Origin of the sequence: Actinocatenispora rupis, assembly GCF_016861975.1 — a bacterium.
Taxonomy (GTDB): Bacteria; Actinomycetota; Actinomycetes; order Mycobacteriales; family Micromonosporaceae; genus Actinocatenispora; species Actinocatenispora rupis.
Window position 1 is genome coordinate 257,277 of sequence record NZ_BOMB01000010.1, and the last position, 20,054, is coordinate 277,330.

Consider the following 20,054-nt stretch of genomic DNA (forward strand, 5'->3'; position numbering starts at 1 on the left):
GGTTCTCACAGAAAGGCTCTCAGTCCACGCGGACCGCGTACTCCCCGAGCGACGGCTTCAGCAACGCGAACGCCCGACGCGCCGACCGGGCCACCACGGCGGCGGTCTCGTCGGCGCCGGTCCCCGCCCGCGTCAGGTCGAGTACCTGGTGGAACAGGGTGCGGTGGACGGCGCCGAGCACCGCGGCCACCACGACGGGCGTGTCGTCGCGCGCGCCGGTCTCGGCGGCCAGTACCTCGGCGAGCGCCGCCTCGCGCTGCTCGTGCAGCTCCCGCAGCCGCGCGCCCAACGTGGGGCTGCCGGCGATCAGCTCCGCGAACTCCGGCCCGGAGAAGCCGGCCACCGCGTCCCGCCGGCCCACCGCCGCCAGGTGTTCGCGGCGCAGCGCGGCCAGCGCCGAGTCGCCGCGGCGCCGGTCGCGAACCGTCCGGGCGAGGCTGGCCGCGAACACCTCGTGGTGGTCGAGGGCCAGGTCCTCCTTGCGCGGGAAGTAGTTCGTCACGGTCATCTTGGCCACCTGCGCGGCCGCCGCGATCTCCGCGATGGTCACCGGTTCGAACCCGCGGTCGAGGAACAGCCGGGTGGCGGTGTCCGAGATCGCCTGCCGGGTCTGCGCCTTCTTCGTCTCGCGGAGTCCCACCGCCCCACCCTACCCCGACCGGAAACCTGGGCCCGACCTCATCTTGTACTCGTCCCAGTCACGCCGCGAGGTCGGCGAGCAGCCGGGCGCTGGCGGGATCGGCCGGGAAGAACGTCTCGATCGCGATCTCGTCCAGGGTGACGTCGCGGGGTGCGCCGAACACCGTCGTCGCGTACAGCAGGGCCAGTTCCCCGTACGGCGTGGCGAGGCGCAGCGGGGTGGCCAGCGCGTCGGCGGGCGCGTCCGGTACGGGGGAGTCGTCGGCCGGTGCCGGGTAGCCCTCCAGTTCCGCGAGCAGGTCGCGGAGCCCGGGCGCCCCCGTACGGTCGAGCTGCCGGCGTACCCGGCGCAGGGTGTGCCGCCGCCACTGCGGCAGGTTCCGGATCCGGCCGGCGAGCCCGTTCGGGTGCAGGGTGGCGCGCAGGACGTTGACCGGCGGGGCGGTGAGCGCCGCCGGCAGGTCGCGCAGGAACCGGGTCATCGCGTCGTTCGCGGCCAGCAGGTCCCAGTGCACGCCGACGACCACGGCGGGGTTCGGTTCGAGGCCGGCGAGTACCGCCTCGGCCGCGGCCCGCGCCGCACCCAGGTCACCGAACGGGACCTCCCCGTACCGCGGGGCGAAGCCGGCACCGAGGTAGAGCGCGTTGCGTTCGCGCAGCGGTACGTCCAGCTCGTCGCAGAGCCGTTCGATCATGTCGCGGCTCGGCCGGGCGCGGCCGGTCTCGATGAAGCTGAGGTGCCGGGCGGACACCTCCGCGGCGAGCGACACGTCGAGCTGCGAGCGCCGCCGCCGCTCGCGCCAGCGCTTCACGAGCGTACCGACGGGTTCGGTGGTGGCTGTCATGTCGGTCAGCGTGCCCGCGCGGGTGACCGGCGGCAACTACCACCCGGGTAATCGACACCATGCCCCCGCCGGCGGCACGGTGGCGGTACCGGCGGATCGCCGGGGCATCCGTACGAAGGAGTGGGGACGATGGACAACGCAGCAGCGGTCGAACGGTACGTCGAGTTCTGGAACGCCGCGGAGGGCGAGCCGCAGCGCCGGCTCGCCGCGCTGGCGCTGACCGAGGACGTCGAGTACCACGCGCCGGTCGGTGCGCTCACCGGCCCGCAGGCGCTGATCGACTTCCGTAACGAGTTCCTTGCGCACGTGGGCGGCGCGACGCTCGCCGTACGCGAGGAGCCGCAGCACCACCACGACCGTTCCCGGCTGAAGTGGGACATCCGGCTCGCGGACGGCGCATCGTTCGCGACCGGTACGGACGTGCTCGTGGTCGCCGCGGACGGCCGGATCGGTGCGGTCACGTCGTTCCTCGACCGCGCGCCGGCGGGCTTCCCGCACGAGCACGACTGACCGCCCGGTGGGATCCGGCGCGCGACCGGGGGGTCGCACCGGAACAAGATTTATAGGCCAGACCTAAAAATAGGTTTGACCGCGCCACGCGCCGGCACCTACCTTTCCCTGACGTACCAAGGAAAGGAGAGGTCATGAACCTGCGCGTGACGCGATGAACCGGCGACGGTCCGGGGTGTCGAACGCGGCACTCCGGACGGTCAGGCGCGCCGCCGGCGGACGTGCAGGTACCCGCACGCCGCGGCGGCGACGAGCAGCGGCCACCCGAGGTACCGGCCGGTGCTCACGGCGAGCGCGGCGACAGCGGCGACGGCCACGAGCGCCAGCCGGTGCGCCGCGGTACGGCGGGGCAGCAGGCGGACGGCCGCGGCCGTACCGAGGGCGTACACGGTGACGAAGCAGCCGGTGGTGAGTAGCACCAGCGGCGCGGGGCCGACGCCGGCGGCGGTGGTGACGACGAAGCCGGTGGTGCCGAGGGCGGCGACCACGGCGAGTCCGCGGCGCGGCGTCTCCCCGGCGGCGCTGCCGTGGGCGAACCAGGACGGCAGCGCGCCGTCCCGGCCGAGCGCGGCGGCGAGCTTGGCGGCGCCGGCGTAGTACGCGTTCATGGTGCCGAGGGTGAGCAGGACCGCGGCCGCCGCGGCGACCACCGCCGCGCGCCCACCGCCGAACAACGCCGCCAACGGCGCCCCGGTACTCCCGGTCGCGGGTCCGAGTACGAGGAGGCTGGCGGCGGCGATGGCGAGGTAGAGGACGCCGACGACGGCGACGGCGATGCCGGTGGCGCGCGGCAGGTCGCGGGCCGGGTCGCGGAAGTCGGCCGCCAGGTGGGTGATCGCCTCCCAGCCGGCGAAGCTCCACACCAGCAGCGCCGCCGCGGATCCGACGGCGAGCCAGCCGTGCGGCGCGAACGGGTGGAGGTTCGCCACCCGCGCCCGCGGTACGGCGACGGTCACGGCGGCCAGCAGCAGCGCGACGAGCAGCCCGGCGAGCAGCAGCTGCACCCGTCCGGTCAGCCGCACCCCGTACGCGTTGGTCGCGGTGACGACCACCATCAGCGCGACCGCGGTACCGGTCACGGTGGCCCGCCCGCCACCGAACGCCGCCGCCACGTACGTCCCGGCGAAGGTCGCCGCGGCCGACGCACCCGGTGGTACGGCGAGGAAGAAGCACCAGCCGACGACGGCGGCGGCACGGGTGCCGAAGGCGTGCCGGACGTACGTCGAGACGCCGCCGGCGTCCGGGTACCGCGCGCCGAGCGCGGCGAACGTCGCGGCCACCGGTACCGAGAGGAGGACGAGGGCGGCCCAGGCGAGCAGCGACGCGGGGCCGGCGACCCGCGCGGCCAGGGCGGGCAGCGCGATGACGCCGGTGCCGAGCACCGCCCCGACGTACAGCGCGGTGCCCTGCGGGACGGTCAGCCGTCGCCGCGTGTCCTCGATGGTCCCGGTCATCCCCGCTCCGTTCGTCGGCCCGCGGGGACGCTAGCCGGCGGTCGCTGACACCCTCCGTCAGCGACCGCCGGTACGGTCAGTGGAAGGCCACGTTGTGCAGCCGCGCCTTGTAGAACTCCGCCCCGTACGACAGCGAGCGGGTGAAGGACGCCGCGCCCGACGCGTCGAAGAACTGCACCGCCGGGTTCACCCAGTTGCGGGTGTCCCCGTGGTACGTCGAGCCGGTGGCCTGCACCCACAGCGACTCGCCGGCGGCGGTCCGGGAGTACGACTTGACGGCGCCGACGGAGGCGATCGTGGTGACCGCGTGGGAGACCTTGTCGATCGCGATCACGCCGGCGGTGTGGCTGGCGAGCAGCACCGAACTGTCCGCGTACGACGCGTCGAGGCTGTGGCCGAGGTTGCCGGAGCCGATGTTCACGTCGCCGTCCTTCGCCGACAGCCGGGTGTCCCGGTACGTGCCGGTCACCGTGAACGGCGTCGCCCGCCCCTGCCCGATCGCCCACAGCTTCCCGTGCACGTCGTCGTACCAGAGGCCGTGCGCCCCGGCGTACGGGATGGTCTGGACGAGGGCGAGGGTGCTCGGCCTGCTGATCGCGGTGGGGCCGTACACGAACAGGTAACCGCCGGAGGTGGCGACGACGATCGCGCCGATGTCCGGGATGCGCTCGATCGCGTGCGGGTTGTTGCCGGGCGTGGCAGACCAGAGCAGGTCGCCGGTGCCGGTGGCGGTCTTGCTGGTGACGTCGACGATGCCGGCCCGCCCGCCGGACGCGGCGACCAGCGCCACCTCACCGAACTGCGCGGTGTTGCGGAACTTCACCTCGGACAGGTTCGACCAGCCGTTCGCCGTACCGGGGGCGAACGACCAGCGCAGCGTGCTCGGCGACCACGCCGTACCGGCCGGGTGGATCTGGACCTGGTTGTGGTACTGCTCGCACACCGCGACCTCGTAGTCGGCGGCCACCCGCGGTGTGCCGGCCCGCGCGGGCGCCGCCGCCAGCAGTCCCGCGGCGGGCGCGCCGAGCGCCGCCAACCTGAGTACGCCACGCCTGTCCATCGGACCTCCCGGGGCTCGAACGGTGGGCGAATCATATCTGCATGTCGGATCCTCCGGAATGGCGAAAAGTTCCACGCACTGCCCGGCGACGGGCCGGATCCGTTGGTGTGGCATCGTTCCGCGCAAGGCACCGCCGTCCAGAGAGGTCCGGCATGGGATACGGGATGGTCCTCGGGGACCGCACGGCTCTCGCGTCGACGCGAGAGCCGGCCTGACGCAGCGTTCCGCCCCGCCCGGTCGACCCGGCGCCACCGCGCCCCGCCGTCGCCGGGCCGTGCCGCGTGCCCGCTCCCGTACCGACGTGATCACCGCGCCCCGTCCGCGTCACGATCACCGGGAGTCTCGATGGCCCACCTCTCCCGCACCGACCGCACCACCATCTGGTACTCCGCCGCCGGCGTACCGGCGCCCGCCCGGGTCGTCGCCTGCGACGGGCGGATGCGCACCGGCACCGCGTACCGGCTCGCCCGGTCCGGTACCGCGCTGCTGTGGCGCGGCGACTTCGTCGCCGCCCGGCGGATGCTGCGCGCGCTCGGCCGGCACGCCGACGGCGCGGCGCCACCGGCCGGCACGTTCGCCGAGCACCGGCGCCGCCGGGCCGAGTACGCCCGGATCCGCGCCGCCCTGCTGGTACCGCTGGGTCCGGGGCCGCGCGTTCCGTTGCGGGCCGCGCCGGACGTCCGCGCCGCCTGCGCCGCGGCGTACGGGCGGGTCGGGCGGCCGGGTGCGGTGGCGCTGACCGCACTGCTCGGCGCGCTCGGCGCCGAACGCTGGCGGCGCGTCGGCGTACCGGTTCCGGCGCTGGGCGCGCGGATCCACCCGCACTACGGGGTGTTCGCGCCGACCCGGCACGAGTACGTGGACCTGGTGGCGGCGGCGCCGCTGCCGGCCACGACCCGGGCGTACGAGGTGGGGACGGGGACGGGGGTGCTCGCGGCGGTGCTCGCCCGGCGTGGCGTGGCGGAGATCGTGGCGACCGACACGAACGTCCGGGCGGTGCGCTGCGCGACGGAGAACCTGCACCGTCTCGGGTACGGCGGGCGGGTCACGGTGCTCGCCGCGGACCTGTTCCCGCCCGGCCGTGCGCCGCTGGTGGTGTGCAACCCGCCGTGGCTGCCGGCGACCCCGGCCGGACCGCTCGACACCGCCGTGTACGACCCGGATTCCGTGCTGCTGCGCCGTTTCCTCGCCGGCCTGGCCGACCATCTCGTACCGGGCGGGGAGGGCTGGCTGGTGCTGTCCGACCTGGCCGAGCGGTTCGGGCTGCGTACCCGGGCGGAGCTGCTGGCGGCGGTGGACGGTGCGGGGCTGCGGGTGCTGGGCCGGCTGGACACGGCGCCGCGGCATCCGCGGGCGACGGCGGACGACGGGCCGCTGGGTGTCGCGCGTGCCGGGGAGGTCGTCTCGCTGTGGCGTCTCGCGCCGGCCTGACGTGCGGCAGTGATCACTGTGCGGCGTGTTGTGGCCACGAAGAGTTCCCAGTCGGTCATAGTGGGCGACGTGCCGGCGCAGGCCGGTGGACGGCGAGGTGCGCGGTGGAGACGATGCGGTTCCGGACACTGGTCGTCGGGCTCGGGCGCGCCGGCGCCGGCCTGCACGTCCCCGTCGTACGCGCGGCCGGCTCGCCGCACGTCGACCCCGCGCCGATCCTCGGGTACGACCCGCGCGACGTGCCCGCCCCACCCGGTACGACGGTGGTCGGGTCGCTCGCCGCGGCCGCCGCTGCGGCCGACCCGGCCCGTACGGTGGTGCACCTGTGCACGCCGCCGACCGTACGGGCCGCGGCGCTCGCCGAACTCGGCCGACTCGGGTACCGGAAGGTCCTGGTGGAGAAGCCGCTGGCGACCGACGACGCCGGCGTCGCCGAGGTACTGCGGGTGCGCGACGCGTACCGGATGGATCTGGTGGTCGTGTCGCAGTGGTTGGAGAGCGGGCTGACCGCCCGGCTGGCCGCCGCCGTCGCCGACGAGCGGTACGGGACGCTCCGGGCGCTGGCCGTCTCCCAGCACAAGCCGCGGTTCGCCCGGTCGGCCGGCGGCGACGGGCATCCGACCGCGTTCGACGTGGAGATGCCGCACGGGCTCGGCGTCGCGCTGCGGCTCGCCGGGCCGGCCGAGGTGACCGCCGCGGAGGGCGACGACCTGCGCTTCGCGGACGTGTGCGTCCCGCGGATGGGGCGGGCGTGCCTGTCGCTGCGGCACGCCAACGGCGTCCGCACCGAGCTGCGGTCCGACCTGGCCGCGCCGATCCGGGAGCGCAGCGTCACCGCCCGGTTCGAGGGCGCGACGGTGACGGGGCACTTCCCGGTCAGCGAGACCGACGAGTACGCGCAGGTGCTGACGACGGTGGGCGGGCGGACCGAACGCGAGGTGTTCGCCGACCCGTCGCTGACCACGTTCACCGCGCGGGCGTACGAGCACTTCGCGGGGCGCCGGGTGCTCGCCGACGTCGACCTCAACGCCGAGGTGGTACGCCTGCTCGGGGTCGGCAAGCGGCTCGCCGCACCGGTCGCCGCCCATGCCTGACCCGGTACTGACCGGCGCGGACCGGCGGCTGCTGCTGGACCTGCTGGCGCTGCCGACCGCCGGCCCGCTGGAGACCGGGACGTGCGGCGGCCGGATGTGGGAGGCGCAGCGCCGGTACGCCGCGGCGGCGGCCGAGATCGGCCTGACCGTGGCGTACCACGGGGCGCCGACGGCGGACGCGCTCGGCCCGGACCTGCCGCTGGCCGTACGGGAGCGGCTGGACGAGCCGGGGTTCCTCGCCGAGCAGCCGAGTCTGGTGCTACGACTGGGATCCGCGCTGCCGCGCGCGGCGACGGTGCTGTTCAACGTGCACCTGGACACGGTCGCCGGCGACGTACCGGTGGGCGACGACGGGGTGCGGGTGACCGGGCGCGGCGCGATCGACGCGAAGGGTCCGGCGGTGGCGCTGCTGGCCGGGATCCGCGCCGCGACGGCGATCGATCCCGCGGTCGGCCGCGACCTCGGCGTACTGGTGTGCGCGGTGTCCGGCGAGGAGGGCGGCGCGATGGGCACCCTCGGCACCCGCCCGCTCGTCGACGCCGGGTACGTGGGGCGGCTCAACGTGTTCTGCGAGCCGACCGGCCTGACGTACCTGGGGCGGGTGACGGCCGCGGCGACCGCCCGGATCCGCGTCACCGGGCGGGATGCGGTCGACGACCGGCCCGGCCACGGCCACAACGCGACGGTACTGCTCGGGCACGTCGCCGCGCACCTGGCCCGTACGCTGCCCGGCCGGGTCTGCGTCGGCGGCCTCACCACCGGCACCCGCCACAACCGCGTGTACGGCACCGGCGAACTCGCGCTGAACCTGCCGTACGGCAGCGCGCCGGAGGGGCGGCGGGCGGTGGACGCGGTGGAGACGGCGCTCGGCACCGCGCTGGCGGAGTTCACCGCCACGTACTCGGGGACGCCGGGATTCGGGCGCACCGCAACGGATGCGGCGCGCATCACCCGGCTGGACTGGCTCAAGCGCGGGCTGCCCACGATCGAGGGCGTACCGGGTTGGGCCGAGGACCTGCTCGCCGCGGCGGGCGTGCCGCGCTGGCCCGCCGGCGAGCCGCCGTTCAGCTGCGACGCGATCTGGCTCGCCGGCATCCCCGACACCGCCACCGTCGTGTACGGGCCGGGCCGGCTCGACACCAACCACGCGCACGCCGCCGGCGAGTACGCCACCCTCGCCGAACTGTCCGCGTACGCCGCCGGCATCGCCCGGCTGCTCGTCACCACCGCCCGGGAGTACGCATGACCGACGTACCGCGGCCGTCGACCGCGCTCGCCGACCGGTCCGCCACCGACCCGCTGCCGTACTCGGGGCTGCTGACGTTCACCACCCGGGTGTTCGTCGCCCGCGGCGTACCGTGCGAGCGGGCGCGGCGGGCCGCGGAAGCGCTCTGTTACGGCGATCTGACCGGTACCGACTCGCACGGCCTGGTCAACCTGACCCGGCTGTACCTGCCGCTGCTGGACGCCGGGCGGGCCGATCCGCGCGCCGCACCGGTCGTCCTCGCCGACCGGGGTGCGGCGGTCCGCGTCGACGCCCGCCGCGCGCTCGGCCTGTGGCACGCCAGCGACGCGATGGACCTGGCCGCCGACCGGGCCGCCGAGTACGGGGTGGGGCTGGTGTCGGTGCGCGGCGGCACGCACGTCGGCTGCGCCGGGTACCACGCGCTGCGCGCCGTACGCCGCGGCATGGTCGGGCTGGTCGCCAGCAACTGCGGCGGGCAGCGGATCGCCCGGCCGCCGGGCGGCGCCGTCGCCATGCTCGGTACGAACCCGCTCGCGGTGGCCGCGCCGACCGGCACCCGCCACCCGTACGTGCTGGACATGAGCACCACCGTGGTACCGACCGGTCGGGTCCGGGCCGCGGCGCGTGCCGGGCGCGCGATCCCGGCCGGCTGGCTGGCCGACGACCGCGGCGCGCCGGTCACCGACCCCACCGCGTACGACCGCGGCGAGGCGCACCTGCTGTGGCTGGGCGGCACGCCGGAAACCGGCTCGTACAAGGGATTCGGGCTCGGGTTGGCGGTGGAGGTGCTGGCCGCGCTGGTGTCCGGGTCGGGCACCGGGCCGGCACCGGAGGCGCTGACCGGTGACGGCCGGCCGACCGGCCGCGACGACGACATCGGCTACACCGCCGTCGCGATCGCCCCCGGTACGCTGCGCGACCCGGCAACCATCGCCGACGACGCGCGGCGGATGTTCGGCGCACTGCTCGACTGCCCGCCCACCGGTACGGACCCGGTCCGCCACCCCGGCTGGTACGAGGCGGAACGGGCGGCGACCCGGCAGCGCGCGGGAGTACCGCTGGCGGGTCCGCTCGCCGCGGAGCTGCGCGCGCTGTCCGCCGCGACGGGCGTCCCGTTCCCGCTTCCCGTGGCGGGTGCGCGATGAGCCTGCGCATCGGGATCGTCGGACTCGGCGTCATCTCCCGGTACTACCTGGCCGCACTCGACGCCGTCCCCGACGTACGGCTCGGCGCGGTGTGCGACACCGACCCGGACCGGCTGGCCGCGCACCCCGGTGTGCCCGCGTACCGGGACCACCGGGCGCTGCTCGCCGCGGGCGACGTGGACGCCGTCGTCGTCACCGTGCCGAACGACCTGCACGCGCCGATCTGCCGCGACGTGCTGACCGCCGGAATGCCGGTGTGCGTGGAGAAACCGCTCGCCACCACCCTCGACGAGGGGCTGGCCGTCGACCGGCTCGCGGCCGACCGGGGCGTGCCGCTGTTCACCGCGTTCCACCGCCGCTACAACACGTCCGTACGCGAGCTGGTGCGCGCCGCGCCCGACCCGGTCGCCGTGACCGTCCGGTACCACGAGCGGATCGAGGAGCACGTCGGCGCCGACCGCTGGTACCTGGACCCGGCGCGTACCGGGGGCGGGTGCGTCGCCGACAACGGACCCAACGCGTACGACCTGGCGCGGCTGCTGCTCGGCGAGCTGACCGTGACCGGCGCCCGGATCGGCGTCGACGCCGCCGGGGTGGACCGCACCGCGCTGGTCGACCTGCGCGCCGACTCCGGCGCCACCTGCCGCGTCGACCTCGACTGGTCGTACCCGCACGGCGAACGCAAGGACATCGAGGTACGTCTCGCCGACGGCACCGTACGGCGGGCCGACATGCTCGCCGGGCACGACGGCTTCAAGGCGTCGCTGTGGCACGAGTACCGGGCGATCGTGCGGGGGTTCGCGGCGGTGGCGACCGGCCGCGTGGACCACCGGACCGACGGCGGGCTCGCCGCGCTGAGCCTGGTGACCGACACGTACCGGCTGGGCCTGCCGACCGCGACGCCGGTACGCGTCGGGGCGGAACGACCGGGACGGGTGGCGCGGTGATCGAGGACGGTGCGAAGCGTTCGGTGTCCGGCGCGCTGGTGAAGGTGCTGGTGCACCGGCGCGACGACCGCGGCATGCGGCTGGAGGAGTACGCCAGCCGCTGCGTACGGGTCGGTGAACTGCACGAGCTGGTCACCACCGACCACACCGACACCGAGCCGGGCGCGCGCGTCGACCGGGTCGGGTTCCTCGGGTTCGTGGAGATCGGCGTGGCCGGCGTGATCGACCGCGGCGACGAGGTACGCCTCGGCGACCGTACGGTGGGGCGGGTACTCGGCTTCGACGCCTGCCACTTCCCGAACCACTACAACATCCTGATCGCCACCGACGTCCCGCGTACCGGCGCGGATCTGGCGCTGGCGCCGGAGCTGCCGGTGACGTTCGGCCGGCCGTAGGGGCGGATCGGTTGTGGCGCAAGGGAAGACGCCGCGGGCGGCCGGCCCCCAGGGGGACCGGCCGCCCGATGGTGCTGCCGCGTCAGCGACCGAGCAGGGAGAACTCCAGCCTGCCCAGGTGGTAGTCCTTGACGGCCTGGACGAGTTCCTGGACCGACAGTTCGCCGTTGCCGTCGGTGTCGATGCGCCGGAACGCCTCGTCCGCCACGGACGGATCCGCGCCCACCGCCTGGATCCAGCGGCGGAACTCCTGCGGGCTGACCGCGCCGTCGCCGTCGGTGTCCGCGAGCTTGAGGATCGCGTTGATGGTCGGCTGCAGCACCTTGGCGAACCCGGCCCCGTCGTCGGCCAGGATGTGCCGGTCGGCGACCTGCCGGAACTGGTCCGGGGTCATCGAACCGTTGTTGCCCACGCCCGCCTTGTTGGCGAGGTAGTCCCACATGCCGAGGTACGCGTTCATCAGCTTGGTCGCCTTCGGCGAGTCCTCCGGCTCGCCGAAGCCGCGCAGGATGCGCCGCGCCTCGGCCTCCCAGTCGGACTTGTCGATCGTGCCGTCACCGTTGACGTCCCACAGATCGAACCGCTCCTGAAGACGCTGCTCCTGAACGACAGTAGCCATGACGTCGTGCTCCTTAAGCCTCGTGAGGTCGCCAGCTCTTACTGCTCGCGAGAGGGTGTGGTCGGTACTGCCGGGGACCGGGTGCACGGCCGGCCCACCGCTGCGAGGCCTCGCAGCCACGACACTACCATTCGTGACTCTGTGGCTACTGTCTGTGCAAGAATCGGGGGAGAATCAGGGCAACCTCGGCGACCGCGCGCCACCGATGCGTACCGTCCGCGTTTCGGCGGGGCCGGTGCGCGGTGCCGGATGCGGGAAAGGAGCAGCGTGCTCAGTCAGGTCCAGACCGCCACCGACCGGACCGACGCGGGCCCACCGCCCGTCCCGTTCTTCAGCCAGGCAAGGACCTTCGACGCGCTGTGGCCGGTACTCGAACGCCGGCTGTCCGACGTCGTCAGCCACGGCAAGTACTCGCACGGCCGTACGGTCGCGGAGCTGGAGGCGGCGCTCGCGGCCTGGACCGGCGCCGCCCGCGTGGTCGGCGTCAACTCCGGTACGGACGCGCTCGTGCTGCTGCTGCGCGCCTGCGGCCTCGAACCCGGCGACGAGGTACTGGTGCCGGCGTTCACGTTCGTGGCGTCCGCGTCCGCGGTCACGCTCGCCCGCGGCCGGCCGGTGTTCACCGACATCGACCCCGTCACGTACGGGATGGACGTCGACTCGGCCGCCGCCGCGGTCACCGACCGGACCCGGATCGTCCAGCCGGTGCACCTGTTCTGCCAGCTCGCCGACATGGCCGGGGTACGCGCGCTCGCCGCGCGACACCGCCTGACCGTACTGGAGGACAGCGCGGAGGCGGTGGGGATGCGGTGGGACGGCGTGCATGCCGGGTTGCTCGGCGCGGGTGGCGTGCTGTCCTTCTTCCCCACCAAGACACTCGGCGCGATCGGCGACGCCGGCGCCGTACTCACCAACGACGAGCGGATCGCCGACACGGTCGCCGCGCTGCGCCACCACGGCCGCGCCGGCCGTACGATCGACAACTTTCCCGGCATCTCCAACGCGACCGTGCTGGCCGGGGTCAACAGCAAGATGGACGACATCCAGGCCGCCGTACTGCTGGCGAAGCTGGCCGGGCTGGACGCGCAGATCGCCCGCCGCGCCGAGCTGGCCGCGCGGTACACGGAGCTGTTGCGGCCGTGCTCGGGGGTGCGGCGGCTGCCGACGGTGGTGGACCGCGGGGTGCCGACGCGCGCGGTGTTCTACGTCTACCTGATCGAGGTGGACCGGCGCGACGAGCTGGCCGAACACCTTGCCGCACAAGGGATCGGCACCGAGACGTACTACCCGGTGCCGCTGCACCTGCAACCGTCGTTCGCCCATCTGGGGTACCGGGAGGGGCAGTTTCCGAACGCGGAGGCGGCCTGCCGGCGCACGCTGGCGCTGCCGCTGTACCCGGACCTCGCGGACGCGGCGGTCGACACGGTGTGCGCGGCGATCCGGACGTTCTACGACGGGAGAAGCGCATGACCGTACCGTTCTTCCCGCCGGACCTGTTCGAGGCGGACCGCGCGGTGCTGCTCGACCTGGTACGCGAGATCGGCACGGATCCGCGGCAGACGTTCATCCTCGGCCCGCGGACCGCGCGCTTCGAACGCGAACTGGCGGACTCGGTCGGCGCGCGCGAGGCGGTCTGCTGCGGCAGCGGCACCGGCGCCCTCACCCTGGTACTGGCGGCCATGGGTGTCGGGCCCGGTGACGAGGTGGTGGTGCCGGCGCTGGGCTGTGCGCCGCTCGCCGCGACCGTGGTGAACCTGGGCGCCACGCCGGTGTTCGCCGACGTCGACGCGTACCGGCTGGTGGTGGATCCGGACCGGGCGGCCGGGGCGGTCACGTCGCGGACCCGGGCGCTGATGCCGGCGCACCTGTTCTCCACCATGGCCGACATGCCACGGTTCAGGGACCTGGCCTCGGCGTACCGGCTGCGGTTGGTGGAGGACTCGGCGGTGGGGCAGGGCGGGGTGCTCGCCGGAGTGCCGGCCGGACGCTGGGGAGACGCCGGCGTGTACTCCTTCGTCCAGGTGAAGACGTTCGGTACGGCCGGCGAGGGCGGCGCGGTGGTCACCGACGACGAGGATCTGGCACGGACCGTACGGCGGCTGCGCAACCACGGCCAGCGCAGCCGGTTCCGGTACGCGGCGATCGGGTACAACAGCCGGTTCGACGAGGTGCTCGCCGCGTTCCAGTCGTACCGGCTGCCGGGGTTCCCGGCGCGGCTGGCCCGGCGCGCCGCGATCGCCGACCACTACTCCGAACGCTTCGCCGGGCTGCCCGGCGTGCTCGCCCCGCCGCCCGGCCGCGACGGCCGCTGCGCCTACGTGTACACGCTGCTGGCCGACCGCCGCGACGAACTCTCCGGACACCTTGCGGCACATGGCATCGAGAGCCACGTGTACTACCCGCGCGCGCTGCCGTACCAGCCGGCGTTCGCCCGGTACGCGCCGCCCGGCGTCCGCTGGCCGCACGCCGAGTCGGCCGCCGACCGGATGCTGTCGATCCCGGTGCACCACCTGCTGACCGACGCGCAGGTCGAGCACATCGCCGACACCGTCTGCTCGTTCGCCGCCGCGAGGGTCGCATGAGTACGGTGCTGGCGCGGCCGGTCGCGCACCGGATCCGCGCGTACGTGCGGCTGGCGAAGCTGGACATCTTCGACTACTACCTGAGCCTGCTGGTGGTGTGGTCGCTGCTGGCCCCGGCCGTACGGTGGCAGCCGCGCACGCTCGCGGTGCTGCTCGTACTGCTGGCCGGGCAGGTGTGCGTGGCGGCGGCGATGGTCACGTTCGACGACGTCACCGGGTACCGGGACGGCAGCGACGCGGCCAACTACGGCCCGGACGCGCCGGCCCGCCGGCTGGCCCGCAAACCGTTGCTGGCCGGTACGTTGACCGAGCCGGAGGCGATCCGGTTCGGCTGGCTGACGGCCGCCGCGGGCACCGCGCTCTGGGCGCTGGCCGTCGCCGTCGCCCCGCACCATCCACTGTGGACGGTGTTGGTCGCCGCGCTCTGCCTCGCCAGTTCCGTCCAGTACTCGTGGGGCGTGAAGCTGTCGTACCGGGGCGGGCAGGAGGTGTTCCTCGCCGGGCTCGGCATCGGCTGGGTGCTGGCCCCGTACGGGCTGCTGGCCGGGACGCCGGGCGGCTTCGTCGCCGTCCAGGCGGTGCTGTTCGGGTTGGGGCCGCTGCTGTTCGGCGTCTGGTCGAACACCAACGACATCGCGGGCGACGCCGCGGTCGGCCGGATCACCGTCGCGGCAAGGGTTTCCGCCCGCGGCAACGCGGCGTTCATCGCCGCGGTGACGGTCGGCGAGATGCTGCTGATCGTGCTCGCCCCGGCGTTCGGCGCGCCTTGGTGGTTCCCGCTGGTACTGCTGCCCGTGGTGCTGGCCCGGATCGGGCAGCTCGTGACCGGGCTCGGCCGCGGCGACATCCTGGCCGCGCGCCGGCTCGGGATCCGCGCGCACCGGCTCACCGTCGCCCTCCTGGTACTGGCGAACCTCGTCGCGGCATGGGTCTGAGGGGGCAGGGGTGACAGCGGCAGGGGTGGCAGCGGCATGGTTGCGAGAGGTGGGGGAATGAGCGGGGAACTGGACGTCGCCGTGGTCGGCGCCGGGATCGCCGGCCTGTCCGTGGCGTACGCGCTGCGCCGGTCCGGGCGGCGGGTCCGCGTGTACGAGGCGGCCGACGCGGTCGGCGGGCGGATGCGGACCGAGCGGCGCGACGGGTACCGGATCGACACGGGGGCGGAGATGCTGTCCGGGCGCGGGTACCCGGCGACGTGGCGGATGATCCGCCGGCTCGGGCTGACGCCCGCGGACGTGCCGCGCATCGACGGCGGTCTTGCCTTGTGGCGCAACGGAAAGGCCCGTCGGAACGCGGGCCGGCCGCTCGGCCTGCTGACCGGCGCCGGGATGTCCGTCCGGGGCCGGCTCGCGATGCTGCGGTTCGGCCGGGAGCTGGCCGCCGCGCCCGACCCGGAACACCCGGAACGCTCCGCGCTGGCCGGGCTCACGGTCGCCGACCTCGCCGAACGGTACGACCCGGAACTGGCGGCGGCGGTGCTGCGCCCGCTCGTCGGCGGGTTCTTCGGCGCGCTGCCGGACACGTTCGGCGCGGCGCCGCTGGTGGCGCACCTGGCCGCGGTGGGCGACCCGACGCGGTGGCGCACGTACGCCGGGGGCATGGACCGGATGGCGCGCGAACTCGCCGGCCGCGTCGACGTGACCACCGGTACCCCGGTCGAGTCGGTACGCGCGGCGGACGGCGGCGTGGTGCTGTCGGTGCACGACGGCGAGGTCCGCGCCCGCGCGGCCGTCCTCGCGGTCCCGGCTCCGGTGGCCGCCGCGCTGCACCCGGAAGCCCCGGCCGACGAGGCCGAGTACCTGGCCGCCAGCACGTACGCGCCGATGCTGCGGGTGGCGTTCCTGCTGGACCGGCCGCTGCGGCCGACCGGGTCGCGGGCCGCCGCGGTACTGGTGCGCGGCACCGACAACCCGCACCTGGCGGTGCTGACCGTGGACCACCACAAGGCGATCGACCGCGCGCCGCTCGGCCGCGGCCTGGTCACCGCTATCGCGTCCCCGGCGGCGAGCCGGCTGCTGCTGTCCGCGCCGGACTGCCCGGTCGCCGCGCTGCTCGCCGAACAGGCCGAGCGGTACGTGCCGGGGCTCGCGCCGGCGATCCGCGCGACCGTCGTGCACCGCTTCCCGTACGGGCTGCCCGAGTGCACGCCGACGGCGCTGGCCCGGCGCGAGGCGTTCCTGCGCCGCCCGGTCCGGCCGGTCGAGTACGCGGGGGACTGGGTGCTTGCCCGGCCGTGCAGCGAGGGCGCGGTCCGGTCCGCCGAACTCGCCGTGCCCCGCGTACTGTCCATGGTGGACAGTCCGGTGGTGGTCGGTGCCTGAGACCGGCTACCTGTTCGAGGCGGCCGACGAGGCCGACCGCCTCGCGTACGGCGAGACGCTGTGGGATCCGGGCAGCCGGGAGCGGCTCACCGCGCTCGGCATCGGCCCCGGGGCGGCCTGCCTGGAGGTCGGCGCCGGCCGCGGCGGGCTCGCGCACTGGCTCGCCGAACGCGTCGGCTCCACCGGCCGGGTCACCGCCACCGATCTGCGTACCGACCGGCTCGACTGGTTGCGCCGGCACCGGGTCGACGTCCGCGCGCACGACATCGACCGCGACGAGTCGCCCACCGGGTACGACCTGGTGCACGCCCGGCTGGTGGTGCCGCACCTCGCCGACCCGGCCGCCGCCGTGGCCCGGATGTGCCGCGCGCTGCGGCCCGGCGGCCTGCTCGTACTGGAGGACTTCGACGGGGCGTCGCTGTTCCGGCACGCCGACACGGACGACTTCTGCGCGGACGTCAAGGCCGCCGCGTACGAGGTGATGGCGGACGCCGGGTACCGCGCGCGGTGCGGGCTGCTCGACGCCCGGCTCGCCGCGGGCGCCGGCCTGGCCGACGTCCGGGCCGAGGGCCGCGCGGTCGTCGTACGCGGCGGCACGGACCAGGCCCGCTGGTACGTGCGGTGGCTCGCGCGGCTGCGTACCGCGATGGTGGCGCGGGGGCGGGTGACCGACGACGACATCGACCGGGCGCTCGCCGACCTGTCCGACCCGCGCAACACGTGGCTGTCCCAGGTGATGGTGACCGTGACCGGGAGGTCGTTGGCATGACACCGAAACCGCTCGATCTGGGGATCCTGTTCGACGTCGCCGCCGACCGCGGCGTGCCCACCGAGGTACGCCTGAGCCGGCCGTTCGACCTCGCGCCGGACGGCGGGGTGAGCTGGCGGATGCCGGCGCTCGCCGAGCTGGTCCGGGACACCGCGGGCGCGCTGCGGGCGGCCGGAGCCGGGCCGGGCGCGACCGTCGCCGTGGTCAAGGACAACCACTGGGACATCGTGCTGCTGGCCTGCGCGGCGGCCCGGATCGGCGCGGTGCCGGCGCTGCTGTCCGCCGACCTGCCCCCCGACACCCTCGCCGTACTCCTCGCGCGCCTCGACCCCGCCGTCCTCGTCGCCGCCCCCCGGGTACTGTCCACTGTGGACATGGCCGGCCTGGTGGAGCGGACCGTCGCGCTGCCCGGCCCCGGTACGGTGCCCGCCGGGGCGGTGCCGCTGGACGACCTGCGCGGGCACCGGGCACCCCCGCCGTACCGGCGGCGCGACGACGACCCGCTCGTCGTGCACCACACCTCCGGTACCACCGGAGTACCGAAGCTGGTGGTGCACTCGACGCGGACGATCATCCGGCGGCTGGCCGGTTTCGAGGCCGTACGCTGGCCGCTGCTCGCCAGCCGCCGCACCGACACCGTCGCCTCGGCGATCGCGTTCCACCACGGCCGGGCGGTGCCGTGGTCGGTCAGCGTCACCTGGCTCGCGCCGCGGCGGATGCTGCTGCTCGCCGACCGCGACCCCGCCGTCGCCGGGCCCGTCCTGCGCGCCTGCCCGCCGTCGACGCTGGAAACCGACCCCGCCACGTACGTCCGGTGGACGCCGCTGACGGCCGGCGCCGACACCCCGTTCCGCGACGTCCGCCTGTACGTCAGCACCTTCGACGCAGCGCACCCGCCGATGGTCCGCGCGTACCTGGGGGCGAGCCGGCGGCGGCTGCCGGTCTGGATGCAGGGCTGGGGGCAGACCGAGACCGGGCCGCTGACGTTCCGGTTCCTCACCCGCGGTTCGCTCGCCGCGCGCGGCCGGCGCCGCCCGACCACCCGCGACCTCGGCCGTCCGGTACCGGGGCGCACCAGGCTGCGGATCGTCGACGAGCACACGTTCCAGCCGGTACCGGACGGGCGGCCCGGGTTGGTGCTCGCCCGTACCGACGCGCGCTGCCTCGGCTACGTGGGCGAGCAGGACCGCTGGGACGACAAGGTCGACGGCCCCTGGTGGAACACCGGCGACATCGGCGTACTGTCCCGCGGCGCGCTGCGGCTGCTCGACCGCGAGGTCGACCGGGTACCGGGCGGAAGCTGCCTCGAACTGGAGGACGTACTGGAGGACCGGCTCCCCGCGGTGGTGGAGGCGACGGTGCTCGCCGCGCCGGGCGGCCCGGCCGTACCGGTGCTGGTGACCGCGGATGGGCGGCTCGACGGCACCGCGTTCCGGGCCGCGACGCGCGACCTGCCGCCGCTCACCGAACCCGTCGTCGTCACCTGGGACGAACTGCCCCGCACCGCCACCGGCAAGGTACGCCGGGCCGAACTGCGCGCCCGACTGCGTACCGCCGCGGTACCCGGTACCGGCCGCTGGACCTGAAATCCTTGCGTCCCAAGCGTTCGGCGATCGCGGGTACCGGCTGCTGGACCTGGATCCTTGCGTCCCAGGCGTGTCGGTGGCCGCGGGTACCGGTGGAGCTGAAGGCCGGAAAGCGTTGCGTCACAAGCGTTCGGCGTGCCCGGTGTCCTCGATCCGGCCCCGCGTGTCCAGCAGCGCCGGTACGGTCGCGGCGAGCGCGTCGAGGTCGTAGCAGCCGTGGTCGGCGAGCACGATCGCCAGGTCCGCGGCGGGGCGGGCCGGGTCCTCCGCGCGCGGCACCGGCACCCCGTCCACCGTCCAGGCCGGCACGTACGGGTCGTGGTAGCGCACGCGCGCCCCCGCCGCGCGCAGCGCCCGCGCCACCGGTACCGCCGGCGTCTCCCGTACGTCCGCCACGTCCGGCTTGTACGTGACGCCCAGCAGCAGCACGTCCGCGCCGGCGAGCGTACGGCCGGTCCGGTCCAGCAGCCGCCCGGCCCGCTCCGCCACGTACGCCGGCATGGCGCCGTTGACCGCGCCGGCCGCGGCGATCAGCGGCGTGTCGACACCGGCCGCGGCTGCCCGGTGCGCCAGGTACACGGGGTCGACGGGGATGCAGTGCCCGCCGACGCCCGGCCCCGGCCGGAACGACGAGAACCCGAACGGCTTGGTACCGGCGCAGCGCACCACGTCCCACACGTCGATGTCGAGCGCGTCGCAGATCCGCGCGACCTCGTTCACCAGCGCGATGTTCACGCTCCGGTACGCGTTCTCCAGCAGCTTCGCCATCTCCGCCTCGCGGGTACCGGCGGCGACGACCACGTCGGCGGCGAGCGACTCGTAGAACACCTGGGCGCGTTTGGCGCAGACCGGCGTGTGCCCGGCGACGACCTTCGGCGTGGTCGCGAGACCGTACCGGGTGTTGCCGGGGTCGATCCGTTCCGGCGAGTACGCCAGCGCGAAGTCCAGCCCGGCGCGCAGCCCGCCGCGTTCCAGGATCGGGCGTACCAGCTCGTCGGTGGTGCCGGGCCAGCTCGTCGACTCGACGACGACCAGGGTGCCGGGGCGCAGGTGCGCGCCGACCGCGTCGACCGCGGCGACCAGGTCGGCGAGATCCGGCGCCCGGTCCGCCGTCAGCCCCGTCGGTACGCACACGACGACGGTGTCGGCGCCCGCGACGGCCGCCGGGTCGCCGGTCGCCCGGAACCCCGCGCCGAGCATGGCCCGTACGTCGGCGTCGGACACGTCGCCGACGTGTGAGCGGCCGGCGGTCAGCCCGGCGACGACGGCCGGTGCGCTGTCCACGCCGACCACGCCCAGCCCCACGGAACAGGCACGCCGGGCCAGCGGCAGCCCCACGTACCCCAGGCCCACCACGGTCAGGCACGGTGACACGGGTTCGTCCTCCTTGGTTGCTGCGGTCGGGAGGTGC

At 75.0% G+C, this 20,054-nt stretch carries 19 protein-coding genes; 13 read left to right on the top strand and 6 right to left on the bottom strand.

All coding sequences use genetic code 11. The annotated features are described in order from the left end of the window. Positions 1–19: 19 nt before the first annotated feature. Both Aru02nite_RS09375 and Aru02nite_RS09380 read right to left on the bottom strand, forming a co-directional pair. A complete protein-coding gene (locus Aru02nite_RS09375; protein ID WP_203656692.1) occupies positions 20–640 on the bottom strand; it encodes a TetR/AcrR family transcriptional regulator in 621 nt (206 codons plus the stop codon). Positions 641–698: 58 nt separating this feature from the next. Next, entirely contained in the window at positions 699–1,484 is a 786-nt protein-coding gene (locus Aru02nite_RS09380) for a helix-turn-helix domain-containing protein (RefSeq protein ID WP_203656694.1), read from the bottom strand. Positions 1,485–1,613: 129 nt separating this feature from the next. Here Aru02nite_RS09380 and Aru02nite_RS09385 point away from each other — a divergent pair, with 129 nt between their 5' ends. After that, positions 1,614–1,994 (top strand): nuclear transport factor 2 family protein, encoded by a 381-nt coding sequence (locus tag Aru02nite_RS09385; RefSeq protein WP_203656696.1) that lies wholly within the window; start codon positions 1,614–1,616, stop codon positions 1,992–1,994. A 200-nt stretch (positions 1,995–2,194) separates the two neighbouring features. Here the strand turns inward: Aru02nite_RS09385 and Aru02nite_RS09390 are convergent, their stop codons facing one another. Continuing rightward, positions 2,195–3,448 carry an APC family permease gene (locus Aru02nite_RS09390; protein ID WP_203656698.1) on the bottom strand — a complete coding sequence of 418 codons (1,254 nt, stop codon included), beginning with the start codon at positions 3,446–3,448 and terminating at the stop codon, positions 2,195–2,197. 76 nt (positions 3,449–3,524) lie between these two features. After that, a complete protein-coding gene (locus Aru02nite_RS09395; protein ID WP_203656700.1) occupies positions 3,525–4,508 on the bottom strand; it encodes a hypothetical protein in 984 nt (327 codons plus the stop codon). A gap of 345 nt (positions 4,509–4,853) precedes the next feature. On the opposite strand from Aru02nite_RS09395, the gene Aru02nite_RS09400 reads away from it, so the two are divergent. From Aru02nite_RS09400 to Aru02nite_RS09425, 6 genes are all read left to right on the top strand, one after another. Beyond that, positions 4,854–5,939 carry a methyltransferase gene (locus Aru02nite_RS09400; protein WP_203656702.1) on the top strand — a complete coding sequence of 362 codons (1,086 nt, stop codon included), beginning with the start codon at positions 4,854–4,856 and terminating at the stop codon, positions 5,937–5,939. A gap of 113 nt (positions 5,940–6,052) precedes the next feature. Continuing rightward, complete coding sequence (locus Aru02nite_RS09405) at positions 6,053–7,033, top strand: Gfo/Idh/MocA family oxidoreductase (protein ID WP_203656703.1); 981 nt, start codon at positions 6,053–6,055, stop codon at positions 7,031–7,033. Next, positions 7,026–8,279, top strand: coding sequence for a M20/M25/M40 family metallo-hydrolase (locus Aru02nite_RS09410; protein WP_203656705.1), 1,254 nt, complete (start codon positions 7,026–7,028; stop codon positions 8,277–8,279). Before Aru02nite_RS09405 ends, Aru02nite_RS09410 begins: the two co-directional genes overlap by 8 nt. Next, positions 8,276–9,424 (top strand): Ldh family oxidoreductase, encoded by a 1,149-nt coding sequence (locus Aru02nite_RS09415; protein ID WP_203656707.1) that lies wholly within the window; start codon positions 8,276–8,278, stop codon positions 9,422–9,424. Before Aru02nite_RS09410 ends, Aru02nite_RS09415 begins: the two co-directional genes overlap by 4 nt. Next, a complete protein-coding gene (locus Aru02nite_RS09420; RefSeq protein WP_203656709.1) occupies positions 9,421–10,371 on the top strand; it encodes a Gfo/Idh/MocA family protein in 951 nt (316 codons plus the stop codon). The genes Aru02nite_RS09415 and Aru02nite_RS09420 overlap by 4 nt, the downstream gene beginning before the upstream one ends. Further along, positions 10,368–10,766, top strand: a complete 399-nt coding sequence (locus tag Aru02nite_RS09425) for a DUF6917 domain-containing protein (RefSeq protein WP_203656710.1) — start codon at positions 10,368–10,370, stop codon at positions 10,764–10,766. The genes Aru02nite_RS09420 and Aru02nite_RS09425 overlap by 4 nt, the downstream gene beginning before the upstream one ends. 82 nt (positions 10,767–10,848) lie before the next feature. Here the strand turns inward: Aru02nite_RS09425 and Aru02nite_RS09430 are convergent, their stop codons facing one another. Then, positions 10,849–11,385, bottom strand: a complete 537-nt coding sequence (locus Aru02nite_RS09430) for an EF-hand domain-containing protein (RefSeq protein ID WP_203657004.1) — start codon at positions 11,383–11,385, stop codon at positions 10,849–10,851. A gap of 267 nt (positions 11,386–11,652) precedes the next feature. Between Aru02nite_RS09430 and Aru02nite_RS09435 the strand changes: the two genes are divergently transcribed. The 6 genes from Aru02nite_RS09435 to Aru02nite_RS09460 are packed head-to-tail and all read left to right on the top strand — an operon-like array spanning position 11,653 to position 18,643. After that, on the top strand, positions 11,653–12,855 hold the full coding sequence (locus tag Aru02nite_RS09435; RefSeq protein WP_239076563.1) for a DegT/DnrJ/EryC1/StrS family aminotransferase: 1,203 nt from the start codon (positions 11,653–11,655) through the stop codon (positions 12,853–12,855). Continuing rightward, positions 12,852–13,967 (top strand): DegT/DnrJ/EryC1/StrS family aminotransferase, encoded by a 1,116-nt coding sequence (locus Aru02nite_RS09440; RefSeq protein ID WP_203656712.1) that lies wholly within the window; start codon positions 12,852–12,854, stop codon positions 13,965–13,967. The genes Aru02nite_RS09435 and Aru02nite_RS09440 overlap by 4 nt, the downstream gene beginning before the upstream one ends. Continuing rightward, the gene (locus tag Aru02nite_RS09445) at positions 13,964–14,902 is read left to right on the top strand and encodes a UbiA family prenyltransferase (RefSeq protein ID WP_203656713.1); all 939 of its coding nucleotides are present in this window, start codon (positions 13,964–13,966) and stop codon (positions 14,900–14,902) included. The genes Aru02nite_RS09440 and Aru02nite_RS09445 overlap by 4 nt, the downstream gene beginning before the upstream one ends. A gap of 57 nt (positions 14,903–14,959) precedes the next feature. Then, a complete protein-coding gene (locus tag Aru02nite_RS09450) occupies positions 14,960–16,288 on the top strand; it encodes a protoporphyrinogen/coproporphyrinogen oxidase (protein WP_203656714.1) in 1,329 nt (442 codons plus the stop codon). Next, positions 16,281–17,057: a class I SAM-dependent methyltransferase gene (locus Aru02nite_RS09455; RefSeq protein WP_203656715.1), complete on the top strand. Its 777-nt coding sequence runs from the start codon at positions 16,281–16,283 to the stop codon at positions 17,055–17,057. The genes Aru02nite_RS09450 and Aru02nite_RS09455 overlap by 8 nt, the downstream gene beginning before the upstream one ends. After that, positions 17,054–18,643 (top strand): AMP-binding protein, encoded by a 1,590-nt coding sequence (locus Aru02nite_RS09460; RefSeq protein ID WP_203656716.1) that lies wholly within the window; start codon positions 17,054–17,056, stop codon positions 18,641–18,643. The genes Aru02nite_RS09455 and Aru02nite_RS09460 overlap by 4 nt, the downstream gene beginning before the upstream one ends. A gap of 120 nt (positions 18,644–18,763) precedes the next feature. On the opposite strand, the gene Aru02nite_RS09465 is transcribed toward Aru02nite_RS09460, so the two are convergent. Further along, positions 18,764–20,017, bottom strand: coding sequence for a nucleotide sugar dehydrogenase (locus Aru02nite_RS09465; protein ID WP_239076565.1), 1,254 nt, complete (start codon positions 20,015–20,017; stop codon positions 18,764–18,766). Positions 20,018–20,054: the final 37 nt, after the last annotated feature.

Coding starts and splice junctions, on each gene's coding strand:
- Aru02nite_RS09430 (WP_203657004.1), bottom strand. CDS start 11,385: ATGGCTACTGTCGTTCAGGAGCAGCGTCTTCAGGAGCGGTTCGATCTG.
- Aru02nite_RS09440 (WP_203656712.1), top strand. CDS start 12,852: ATGACCGTACCGTTCTTCCCGCCGGACCTGTTCGAGGCGGACCGCGCG.
- Aru02nite_RS09390 (WP_203656698.1), bottom strand. CDS start 3,448: ATGACCGGGACCATCGAGGACACGCGGCGACGGCTGACCGTCCCGCAG.
- Aru02nite_RS09415 (WP_203656707.1), top strand. CDS start 8,276: ATGACCGACGTACCGCGGCCGTCGACCGCGCTCGCCGACCGGTCCGCC.
- Aru02nite_RS09460 (WP_203656716.1), top strand. CDS start 17,054: ATGACACCGAAACCGCTCGATCTGGGGATCCTGTTCGACGTCGCCGCC.
- Aru02nite_RS09395 (WP_203656700.1), bottom strand. CDS start 4,508: ATGGACAGGCGTGGCGTACTCAGGTTGGCGGCGCTCGGCGCGCCCGCC.
- Aru02nite_RS09385 (WP_203656696.1), top strand. CDS start 1,614: ATGGACAACGCAGCAGCGGTCGAACGGTACGTCGAGTTCTGGAACGCC.
- Aru02nite_RS09420 (WP_203656709.1), top strand. CDS start 9,421: ATGAGCCTGCGCATCGGGATCGTCGGACTCGGCGTCATCTCCCGGTAC.
- Aru02nite_RS09405 (WP_203656703.1), top strand. CDS start 6,053: ATGCGGTTCCGGACACTGGTCGTCGGGCTCGGGCGCGCCGGCGCCGGC.
- Aru02nite_RS09450 (WP_203656714.1), top strand. CDS start 14,960: ATGAGCGGGGAACTGGACGTCGCCGTGGTCGGCGCCGGGATCGCCGGC.
- Aru02nite_RS09445 (WP_203656713.1), top strand. CDS start 13,964: ATGAGTACGGTGCTGGCGCGGCCGGTCGCGCACCGGATCCGCGCGTAC.
- Aru02nite_RS09400 (WP_203656702.1), top strand. CDS start 4,854: ATGGCCCACCTCTCCCGCACCGACCGCACCACCATCTGGTACTCCGCC.
- Aru02nite_RS09410 (WP_203656705.1), top strand. CDS start 7,026: ATGCCTGACCCGGTACTGACCGGCGCGGACCGGCGGCTGCTGCTGGAC.
- Aru02nite_RS09380 (WP_203656694.1), bottom strand. CDS start 1,484: ATGACAGCCACCACCGAACCCGTCGGTACGCTCGTGAAGCGCTGGCGC.